The organism is Bradyrhizobium sp. Ai1a-2 (assembly GCF_000426245.1).
In the GTDB taxonomy this organism is placed as follows: domain Bacteria; phylum Pseudomonadota; class Alphaproteobacteria; order Rhizobiales; family Xanthobacteraceae; genus Bradyrhizobium.
In genome coordinates, this window is record NZ_AUEZ01000136.1 from 1 (window position 1) to 10,290 (window position 10,290).

The following is a 10,290-nucleotide window of genomic DNA, read 5'->3' on the forward strand; positions in this document are numbered from 1 at the left end:
TGCTCTCCCCGGTGACCGGGCTTTCTTGCCACCGTCACCTCAAGCGCGAACAAAGTTCGCGCGAAAGGCTTAGCGCCAGCGTCGGGGCGCCAGGACCACACGACTTCGCCGTCCGCGATACATGCGCTCGTCAGTCGCACCCATCGCGTCCACCGCATCTCACCGCAACGTTCGTGACGATCGCGAGCCGCCCCTCATCCGCCGTGAGACGCTCGGAGTTAAATCACTGATTTGCCCGACGGCGAAAGCGATATGTTTTTTGTGCGAGGGCTGGACAGACTTTTGGTGATTTGCCCGTCGGGTCGTCCTGTCGCACCCGCGCACCGATATTGTCCTTGCATCCGTAGCCAAGCGGGCCATAGCAACTGCCGCTGAAGCAGCGAATGTCCGCCTCAGATAAAGCGAACCGAGTTTGGGCTAGTGTTGCCGACGGCGAGTTGCCGGCATGGATCGAGACCTGCCAATGATGCAGGACCGAAGGCCATCCAGACTAGTTCGAAGGGTTGGCAACTTGTAGTCATTGCGGAGGGCATCGCTCTGTAGCGAGGAGAAATATCAGATGACCCGATTGGGGAGAGCTGACCAAGCGCGGATGGGTTGGCGAAGTCGCCTTTGGACCCATTGCAGACGCGCGCGGCCTATTGCTGCGATCTACTTTCAAGCAGCCGGTCGCGGACCTCCTCCGATACAAAGCGCTCCGCCCGCTGCCATGCCTCGTCATTGTCGCCGCGGAACGTGAAGAACTTCCGGAACAAGACGCGCTGGGATGTCGTATCGACGGCAACAGTCCACGCCACCTGCACCAGCGTACTCCTCTTATGAACGATGCCGATGATCAAGATCTGCGTGCCGGCCTGTGACGCCGCGCGCAGCCGATCGCCTAACGCCGGTCCCTCGGTCGGACAATTTGATGCGCAGGAGGAGGGCACGAGCTCAAAACGGCGGTCTGCCGTGACGTCGTCCCGCAGCGCGGTCATGAAAGCCCGCAATCGCTTTTCATGCGCGGCCGTCTGATCGGTGGGCTCGTTCGACGTGTCGATATAAATGAAATCGTCGACGGAGACGGCCAACGCCTGGCCGGCGGTCGCGGCACCTGAGATGAGGCTGGATCCGAGGAACAGACCGGCTGTGGTAAGAGCGTGCAACAGGGAGGCGTGGCGGATGGCAATGGCTCGATCTCCGTGGCTGAATTGCGGTGCGACTACTACCCTTTCCAAGCATTAATTGCTGTATTCCCTACCGCTATCCGGCACCGTCGTGCAGACCAAGTCGCGCCAATGTCCAAAAGCGGATTTGACCAGAACACTAGAGGTCGCCAGCGGAAAGTCAGCTTACAAGTTAGTCATTCAAGGCTGTCTGAAGTGCTCGCGTTGCAATGGCAGTTGTCGGAGCGAAGCGGACATGACCGAAGTTTATGAGTGCGCGCCCTGACTTAGTGGCTTCTCGCCGCATCGACCATGCCTGGCTGTCGAATTGCGGGGCCGCGATGGTCAAGTGGCGACCGCCCGATCACGCCATTGCCGGCACTCTATCAAGCAGGCGATCGAGTACGGCGCGCAGGACGTCCTGCGGATTCGATCCGCCTGAACGGCTGCGCCAACCGACATGGCCGTCCGGCCGCACCAGCACCGCACCGTCAGTGTCCACGCCATATGCGTCGTGCCAATTGCCTTCACGATCGATCAGGTCATCATCCTTGCCGATCGTAAAGGCAGTGAGCGTCGGCCAGGACAGATCGATCGCCCGGCAGGCCCGCTTCCACGCATCGGCGCGACTGCCGGCGAGCAGCACGAAGCCCGGTCCGAACAGATCGAGAGTCGAAATTTTCTCGCCGCCGCGCTCGAGCCAGACATGCGGCGCGCGACAGCCCGGCCGTGCAGATGGCGCATAGTCGGTGACGGGATCGTCGACGGCCACCGGTGGCGTGCCATCCGGCAGGACGGCCGTCGATTCATAGGAGGCGCCAAAGATCAGCCCTTGCTCGTTAAGAAACTCGCGCCGCGGCAGCACATTGCTCTGCCGCGCCGTGCGTCCCATCGAAAGCGCATTGGCGAGAGAGTTCTGCGTGACGATCCGGGCGAACGGTTGACGCTCGGCGTGATAGCTGTCGAGCAAGGCTTCATCGGCGTTGCCGCGCAGCACAGCCGCGATCTTCCAGGCCAGATTGTGGACGTCCTGAACCCCGGTGTTGAGGCCAAAGCCTCCGGTCGGCGGCATCTCGTGGGCGGCATCACCGGCCAGGAAGACGTTGCCGACGCGATAGCGGTCGGCAACGATGGCGGAGGCCTGCCATGGGCTGACGCCCAGCACCGATACGTCGAGATCAGGGATGCCGACCCCCTTGCGGATCAACTCGGCGCAGAATTCAGTTGTGAAGTCTTCGGCCTTCCAGCCGAATTGCGTGGGGCTGTGAATCAGGAATCCCCAGCGATCCCGTCCGTTGATCGTAAGAAAGGTGGCGCGCAAGTCCTCCTGCTCGACGAAATAGAGAGCGGCGGGCCGATGCGCGACCCACTGGGCAAGATCGGCGCGGAACAGAATATTGACACTGTCGTAGACCTTCTCCTCGCCGACCATCGTCATGCCGAGCGCGCGCCGCACGCGGCTTTGCGCGCCTTCGGCCGCGATCAGATAGCGTGCGGTGAAAGGCGTCTCCGCGCCCGTCACACGGTCAGTCAATATTCCCGTGACCGCGCCTGGTTGTTGGCTGAACGACGTCATTTCGGTGTTGAAGCGGAGCATTCCCGGTCCTGCCTGCTCGGCATAGCGACGGATGACCGGCTCGAGATCATCCTGAGCGCAGAGGCAGTTCTTGGCCGGCGTCACCGCCAGGTTCTTCGCGATGGCGCGACCAGGGACCCGGCGTTCGATTTCCCTGCCTGCGAGGGTCTCCGCCCAGACGATCAGGCCGGTGCTGCCTTCCGCGAGTCCGGCCTCACGAACCGCTCCGTCGATGCCGCATTGCCGGAAGATCTCCATCGTGCGGGCATTGATGCCGCGGGCCTTCGGCAGGATCGCGGTGCCGGCGTGACGCTCGACCAGCAACGAACGCACGCCGTGCTGCGACAGCAGCAACGAGGCAGTGAGGCCGACCGGTCCGCCGCCGGAAATCAGAACAGGGATGTTCAGCATTTTTGATCCTTTTCTTGCCCTGCATATCTTCTTGTTTGAGCATGATCTCCGCGCAAACGCTTCGCGTTTGTCGCGAGGGAAAACCGGTATCCACTTTTCCGGATCATGCTTTAGTGGAGATCCATCGGCTTGCCGTGAGGCTCCTGCCGGAAGCCGACGATCGCTATCAGCGCCGCCAGTTCACAGAGAGCCAGGAAGAGGAACGCCGGCGCGACGGCGTCGGTCGTCGCCTTCGGCGAAACCACGTCGTTGCTGCCCGCGATCAGTGCCAGGCATATCGGTCCCAGGATCTTGCCGACGCCATTCGAGGCCTGCGCCAGCCCGAACGCGCGGCCGCCAAGCGAGACTGGAAACACTTCGACGACATAGGGCGACATGTTGGAGAACTGGCCACTGTAGAACGCGGCGCCAACAACCACGAGGATCGCGAACACCGACCAGTCGCCAACGAATTCACGATAGAACGCGAAAATCGCCAACATGGTCACGGTCGAGAGCGACGTGCCGACGATGGCGGCGCCGCGGCGCCCGATATAGAGGGGAAGAACCGAAAACAGCACGCGGCCAAGCATCGAGGCGATGCTCGCATAGACAAAGTAATGTGCGGCCTCGTGCGCCGGGATCTTCAATAACTGGGACAGGATGGTGGGACCCCACAGGATCACGCCATAGGTGCCGGTCGAAATCCCGATCCAGATCACGACGACCCACCAGAATCGCTGTTGGTCCTGCAACAGCTCGGCCATCGATCCCGACTTCCGGGCCGGCTCGATCACGTTCGGCAGAGCGACGCTGGACTCGGGCACGCCGAGCAGCTTGGCAGCCTCGCGGCGCGCCTCGGCATTGCGGCCGCGCGAGAGCAACCAGCGCACCGATTCCGGCGCGATCCAGACGATCAGGAGCGAGGTGACGATAGGCAGCGCACCGGTAGCCGCGACACCCCGCCAGCCGATCACCGGCAGCAGGCTCGCGGAAATCATTGCAGCGAACATCGTGCCCAGCGCGACGGGGACCACCATCATGCTGGCAACGAATGTGCGATAGCGCGTCGGCGTTATCTCGACGACGAGCGGGTTTTGCGCCGTCGTCGCGGCCATCGATCCGCAGCCGACGACGAAACGCAGCAGCGAAAACAGGATCCAGGCGCCGTCCGGGATCAGCGCGCATCCGGCCGCGCCCAGCGAAAACAGCAGGCCGCCGCCCCAGATCATCCGCTTGCGTCCGACGATGTCGGCGATCTGCCCGCCGATCAGCGAACCGACGATGGCGCCGACGCCGGACGACAGCAGCATCACCGCACTCTGGCCGTAAGTGAGATGCCAGCCCGGCGCGAGCACGGACACCAGGTATCCGACCAGGAAGAAATCGTAGAACTCGAACATCTCCTGCAGGACGACGAGTCCTATCGTCAGGAAATAGCGCGGCGTCAGCCCCGACTTTTCGATCGAGCTGAGCCAGTCCTGCGCATTGCCCTTGGAAGGATCGTGGGTTGCCCGCTGGATCGGGCCATGAGCGGTCGCCTCAACGGTGCCTTGAACGGCGCCTTGGGCGTCGAGCGTCACGTCGGCCATTTCTCTCCCCGGACGCCCGACTGCCACCGTCATGCGCGGCGATTCTTGGGATGTCGAGCCATCCGCAAGAAAGTTAGCATCGGTATATTGATTGCGATAATATTGAATTATGATCAGTGTGATCGAAAATCGGCATCATCCAAAATGGACCTGCGCCAGCTCCGCTATTTCATCCAGGCCGCACGGCGTCAGAACTTTCGCAAGGCTGCTGACGATCTGCGCATCGCACAATCGGCCTTGACCCGGCAGATTCAGTATCTGGAACAGGAGCTCGGCTTCCTGCTGTTCGATCGCGTCAAGCGCGAGGTCCGACTGACCGCATCGGGCCAGCGCCTGCTCGAACGCTCTCAACACATCCTGGGCGAGGTCGAGCGATTGAGGGAGACGCTGCAGGTGGAGGCGCACGTGCCGAGCGGGCCTGTCTCGCTTGCGGCGCCGCCGTCCATCGGTCGGTTGCTGTTCACAAGACTGGCGCAGATCTTTCTGAAGTCATATCCGAAGGTGACGCTCAGCCTGCTTGACGGCTGGACAGCGAACGTCCTGGGACAGCTCCGGCGCGGCGAACTCAGCCTCGCCATCGTGACCGACCCGCAGCCCGATCCGTTGCTTGAGTACACGTCTCTGTTCACCGAATCGATCTATCTCGTCGGCCGCCCCGATGATGCGCGCCTGAGAAAACGAAGTCTCGAGGTCAAGAGCCTCGGGGATCTGCCGCTGGTGATGTCCAACAAGAGCAATCGGTCACGCCAGTTGATCGAGAACTCCGCGACGCGCGCGGGAGCAAGGCTCGACATCCGCCTCGAATTGGAGAGTCCGGAAACCTTGCGGCAATTGCTGCTGAGCGGACGCATCTATGGCCTCCTGCCCTATTCTTCGATTTTTCACGATGCGGAGGCGGGAAGGCTCGGTGTTGCGCCGATCAGGGGTTTGGCGATGACGCGCTATCTCGCAAAGAGCCGCAACGAAGCGAATTCGATTGCCCGCGAAACTCTGGAGAAGACAACATTGATCGAGATGCGCGCGCTGGCAAACCGGGTCGGCACCAAATAAAGATCTGGCCTGCTTGAGTTTGCGCCAATCGATGCGTCGAGGATCGCTATTTGATCGTCGCCTGCACAGTAATGACCGTTGTGCCAGAACCCGTCGGCCCCTGTCCCGTTGCCTTGATGGCAAACGTATCGCTTCCCTTATATTTGGCCTTCGCCCTGTATTCGTAGGTCGTCATGTTGAGCTTTTTCAATTTGCCGTGCAGCGGCTTCTGCAAAATGTCCGAGCTGCTGACCGTGCCGCGCATCGTGATCGGAAACAGGCAACTTCCTCCGGACGCGACGCTGATATCGCCCGTCGAATTCTCGCCCCAGTCCGCTAATTCCAGCAATTTTGAACAGTCAGAAGCGGCCGTCGCAGGAGGCGCGAATATTGAACTGGAAGCTCCAACGAGAAGCGCCAAAGCAGCGACTCTAGGCAACGGCATACTGGACTTCTTCGTTTTCCCGCTGATTCTGCATCGATCAAAGGTCCCTGGACGCCGCGATTGGATCTCGCGCCCGACTTCTGCGCTTCGAGGCAAGGTAGAGATACTCGACTCGATCGAATACTTCAAATCGAACGAGCCTGCCTCCGAACCTCATTTGCAATTGGTCTCAGGGACTCCGGAGCGGCGGGGCCGATCAGACTGTAGCCGACGCCGTCGTCGGCCCAGGCGAAGCCTCCAACACCGTCCTGCGATTGGGGCGTCATCGGCGCGTTCTGGTCGGCACTGCTCATCGGTCGGGTCAGCACGACAATCCGACTACCGTGGTCATCGTCGTACATGAACATCGCGGCGGGGCCGTGCGAACCGGCGACAAGGCGCCCTCCCATCAGCCGGTAGCCGGCCGTAGTCAGATCCGGCACCTTCACCTGCCGATGCAGCCGGTCGGAAAGCCATTGCACCAGCTGGGCGCTCTCCGATGCGCGAACCTCGACAGGTCGGACGCGATCCGGTGCATAGACGCTATACGAGATGGCTGCCTCCTGCGCCAGCGCAACCAGTCCGCTCGGCGACGCCTGCAGCGCGCCGCGCACGAACCAGCCGCCGAGACCGCCGATGCTCAACAGCAGCATCGCCGCCATCGCCCACCGAACCGGCGACGGTCGTCGCGAACGTTGCTCGATGATGCGCGACAGATTGAGCTCCGCCGGCAAGGGTTCCTCGGCGATCGGCGCGAGCGCCGCGCGCAGCTGATCGCGCTGATCGCCGAAGGAGGCGACGCGTCTGGCGACATCCGGATGATCGCCCAGATAAGCGGCGACTTCCGCCTGCCGCTCCGGTTCGAGGACACGGTCCACATAGGCGTGGAGATCATCCTCCGTGATCGGTCGAGGGCTCATTCTTCACGCTCCGTATTGACACAATGTTGTTTGGCGCATCGATCGCAGTGCCTTCGATCTCCTGCCGCAGCCTTTCGCGCGCCCGGGAAAGCCGCGACATCACCGTACCCACGGGAATGTCGAGCACCTTCGCGGCATCCGCATAGGAGAGGTCTTCGACACCAACAAGCAGCAGCACAGCACGCTGGTCTTCGGGAAGTTTCGTGAGCTTGTTCAGAACGTCCTGATACATCAACTTCTGTTCCTGCGCTGCGGCCTCGCCCAAATCATCCTCATTGGTGTTGTCGATCGGGACATGCCTGCCGCGCCTCGCTGACTGGCGAAACTGATTGATCGCCAGGTTATGCAGGATCGTGAAGAGCCAGGCCCGGACATCGCCGTCGCGCCGCTGGTACCAGCGGCTGACGGCGCGCTCCAGGCAATCCTGCACCAGGTCGTCGGCATTCGCACGGTTGCGAACCAGTGCGCGTGCATAGCGGCGGAGCGCAGGTATCAACGGTTCGACCTGCCTCAGCATGTCTTCCATCGCACGCTCCGCCTGCAGCTTGTCCTCACTCTACCATCACCGGGCCTGCACCTGTACCGCTGCTCCGAACGTCGTCGCATCTCCGGGCGCAATGACCAGGTATCGCCGCTCGGGGCTTTCCGGGCCCTGGACGATCTGCCGGATCGGCCCAGTGGCATTGACGATGGCCGATCCGGCCGGATTGGTCATGAACGCCGCCAGCGGCTGCAGAGAACCGCTTCCGTCAGCGTGGTCTGCCAGCGCAAGCACGTATTTTTGCTTCGGCGTCAGACCGGTCACCGATGCCTGCAACACCTGGATCAGGCCCTGATCGAACAGCGAAACGCTCGTCGGAGCTTTCCCGGCCTCTGACCCGTCCTTTGGCCCGAGCGAGAGGTGCGCGGCCTGGCCCGCCACACCAAGCGCCTGCAGGTTCTGGCGGTCGTCCGGATTCGGGGCGGCGTTCGGCACATAGGCGATGGCCTGAGGCGCTTGTCCGATCGGGATGTTGGCGATCACCGTGTTGGTCGCGGTGTCGATCGCTGCCAGCGCGTCGGCATTCTCAAGCCCGACATAGATCCGGCTGCCGTCGCCCGACGGCCACGCGCCGTGCGGAAGATTGCCGACAGGGATGGTTGCGACCTCCGAAAAATCATCGGTGCTGACTACCTTGACCTGGTTCAGGCCGCCGATCGTGACATAGGCGAACGTTCCCTTCGCCGTATGGGCGAAGTTGACGTGGTTGGTGATCGGGCCGGTGTCGATCGTCTTGATCAGATTGAACGGCGGCCTCGCATTGAACACCTGCGTCCTGCCGGTGTCCTTGAGCGTGAACCACACCTGGTTTCCGTCCGGCGTCGCGGCGATGTTCGGGCAGAACGGGCTCTCCTGCTTGACCTTCGCGATGATCTTGTGATCGGCGACGGAGACGACATCTGTCTCCGGGTTGAAGGACGAGCAGATGTAGCCATATTTGCCGTCGGGCGAGAAGATCTGCATGCCCGGACCGCTGGGCGTGATGATACGGGTCTTCTCTGCGAACGTCTTGCTATCGATCACGGAGATATAATTCTCTCCGCGCACGGTGACCCAGACCTCCCGGCCATCGGGCGTGAAGAATGCTTCATGCGGCGACCGGCCGACATAAGTCACATGCTTGACGGCATTGGTCGCGGTGTCGATGAAGGTCACCGAGTTCGATCCGATCGAAACCACCGCCAGGGTCCGATGATCGGGCGAATAGCCCATCCCGTGGACGAGCACCTGCCCCTTGTAGAGCGGGCTGAAGTTGACGGGTTGCGGATCGCCCAACCTGATCACGCCGAGGAGCTTGTTATCGACGGGGTCCGTCACCGAGACCGTATTCGAGAATTGCTCCGCGGCGTAAATGCGGTCGTGATGGCTGATCGGCACGTCGGGCGCGGACAGCGCGCCGGGCGCTTGTCCTGCCCAGGCGGCGGAACAGGTCGCAAGCATCGTGCCTGCAAGGAGAACGCTTTTCCAGATCGTCATGGTTTGCTCCTACTTCTTTATTCCCGATGACATGTCCATCGACATGCCGGAGTGGTGATGTTCGACCGCAGTCGAAGCCGGTTGCTGTTGCGTGGGAGCAGGCGCGGCATCGGTCACCGGCTGACCGATCGCAAGCTTCATGGCCGCGATTTCCTGCATCTGATCGACGATGATCTCCTGCGCGATGCGCCGTAGCTGTTCGTTCTTGCCGTAGCGCAGTTCGCTGATCGCCATGTCGATCGCGCCTTGATGATGAGGGGTCATCATCGCCACGAAATCGCGGTCGACATCGCCGGTCGGCTTGATCTCCATGTCGTTCATCATCTTGGTCATCGCGGCCTCGTTCTCTTTCCAGAACGGAGCCTCGTCAGCGGTAACTGCCGGCGGCGCTGGCGGGTGGGCTTCGTGCGCAAGCACATGCGACGGAAGAGCAAACGCGATGAGAAGGCGCGCGCCAAGAACCGCAGTGCCTAGACCCGGCCTCGGAAACATGCCTGACAGCGCCGTCACGGCGCCGAGAAACGATGGCCTACGCATTCTGGCCTCCATATCCGATTGCGTTGTGCGGGTGCGACGCGTGCGGGCACGTCTTATTCCATCGAGCATTCGAGATTCTGGAGCGTCGACGCGCAGATCTTGGAAAGTGCAGCGATTGCAAAGGCAAAGGGCTGCCAGACAGCCCGATCACATAAACGTTAGCGTTGCTGGCGAGCGTCGGAGACGATGCCGCTTCCGACAGCCGTATGGAGGCGCGCTCCGGAATGATGGTCGCGGGAGCTTCGGCGCTGCCCTCCCTTGATCTACGTCAACACCGAACTGTCCGGCGCCTATTTCCATGCAGTTGGTGTGCACTTTGGCCATGGCAGAGACCCACTAGGTGGTGTGGACTCTAAGGATTCCCTTTTAGGAGCAAATCAGATTCAAGGCTGCTTTTGGGGAGGCGGCCTTGGGTGTGATGGATCGTTTGGTTTTGAGCGACGCGGCGTGGGAGCGGATGGCGCCGCTGATCATAGGTCGTCCCGACCAGAAGGGCTCGACCGGGCGCGACAATCGGATGTTTGTTGAAGGCGTATTGTGGATCGTGCGTACGGGTTCTCCGTGGCGCGACCTTCCGGAAGTGTTCGGGGATTGGAACAGCGTATTTCGGCGCTTCAGTCGATGGAGCATCAAGGGCGTTTGGTGGCGGATCTTCGAGGC

Annotated in this window: 10 protein-coding genes; 2 read left to right on the forward strand and 8 right to left on the reverse strand. The window is 61.7% G+C overall.

The features are described from left to right. Nucleotides 1-638 precede the first annotated feature (638 nt). From K288_RS48455 to K288_RS0140825, 3 genes are all read right to left on the reverse strand, one after another. Nucleotides 639-1,070 carry a DUF2380 domain-containing protein gene (locus K288_RS48455; protein WP_244443455.1) on the reverse strand — a complete coding sequence of 144 codons (432 nt, stop codon included), beginning with the start codon at nt 1,068-1,070 and terminating at the stop codon, nt 639-641. Nucleotides 1,071-1,509: 439 nt separating this feature from the next. Continuing rightward, on the reverse strand, nt 1,510-3,132 hold the full coding sequence (locus tag K288_RS0140820) for an FAD-dependent monooxygenase (protein WP_043162127.1): 1,623 nt from the start codon (nt 3,130-3,132) through the stop codon (nt 1,510-1,512). A 110-nt stretch (nt 3,133-3,242) separates the two neighbouring features. After that, the gene (locus tag K288_RS0140825; RefSeq protein WP_027584573.1) at nt 3,243-4,703 is read right to left on the reverse strand and encodes an MFS transporter; all 1,461 of its coding nucleotides are present in this window, start codon (nt 4,701-4,703) and stop codon (nt 3,243-3,245) included. 144 nt (nt 4,704-4,847) lie between these two features. Here K288_RS0140825 and K288_RS0140830 point away from each other — a divergent pair, with 144 nt between their 5' ends. Then, complete coding sequence (locus tag K288_RS0140830) at nt 4,848-5,753, forward strand: LysR family transcriptional regulator (protein ID WP_027584574.1); 906 nt, start codon at nt 4,848-4,850, stop codon at nt 5,751-5,753. A gap of 46 nt (nt 5,754-5,799) precedes the next feature. On the opposite strand, the gene K288_RS0140835 is transcribed toward K288_RS0140830, so the two are convergent. The 5 genes from K288_RS0140835 to K288_RS51510 form a co-directional block, all read right to left on the reverse strand. Beyond that, complete coding sequence (locus K288_RS0140835) at nt 5,800-6,153, reverse strand: hypothetical protein (RefSeq protein WP_244443456.1); 354 nt, start codon at nt 6,151-6,153, stop codon at nt 5,800-5,802. Nucleotides 6,154-6,302: 149 nt separating this feature from the next. Next, nucleotides 6,303-7,076: an anti-sigma factor gene (locus K288_RS0140840; RefSeq protein WP_027584576.1), complete on the reverse strand. Its 774-nt coding sequence runs from the start codon at nt 7,074-7,076 to the stop codon at nt 6,303-6,305. Further along, nucleotides 7,048-7,602 carry an RNA polymerase sigma factor gene (locus tag K288_RS0140845; RefSeq protein ID WP_027584577.1) on the reverse strand — a complete coding sequence of 185 codons (555 nt, stop codon included), beginning with the start codon at nt 7,600-7,602 and terminating at the stop codon, nt 7,048-7,050. The genes K288_RS0140840 and K288_RS0140845 overlap by 29 nt, the downstream gene beginning before the upstream one ends. 36 nt (nt 7,603-7,638) lie before the next feature. Then, on the reverse strand, nt 7,639-9,093 hold the full coding sequence (locus tag K288_RS0140850; RefSeq protein ID WP_027584578.1) for a YncE family protein: 1,455 nt from the start codon (nt 9,091-9,093) through the stop codon (nt 7,639-7,641). Between the two features lie 9 nt (nt 9,094-9,102). Further along, nucleotides 9,103-9,630 (reverse strand): DUF305 domain-containing protein, encoded by a 528-nt coding sequence (locus K288_RS51510; protein WP_027584579.1) that lies wholly within the window; start codon nt 9,628-9,630, stop codon nt 9,103-9,105. Nucleotides 9,631-10,039: 409 nt separating this feature from the next. Here K288_RS51510 and K288_RS0140860 point away from each other — a divergent pair. Continuing rightward, on the forward strand, nt 10,040-10,290 hold a 251-nt coding region (locus K288_RS0140860; protein ID WP_043162132.1), incomplete at its 3' end, for a transposase.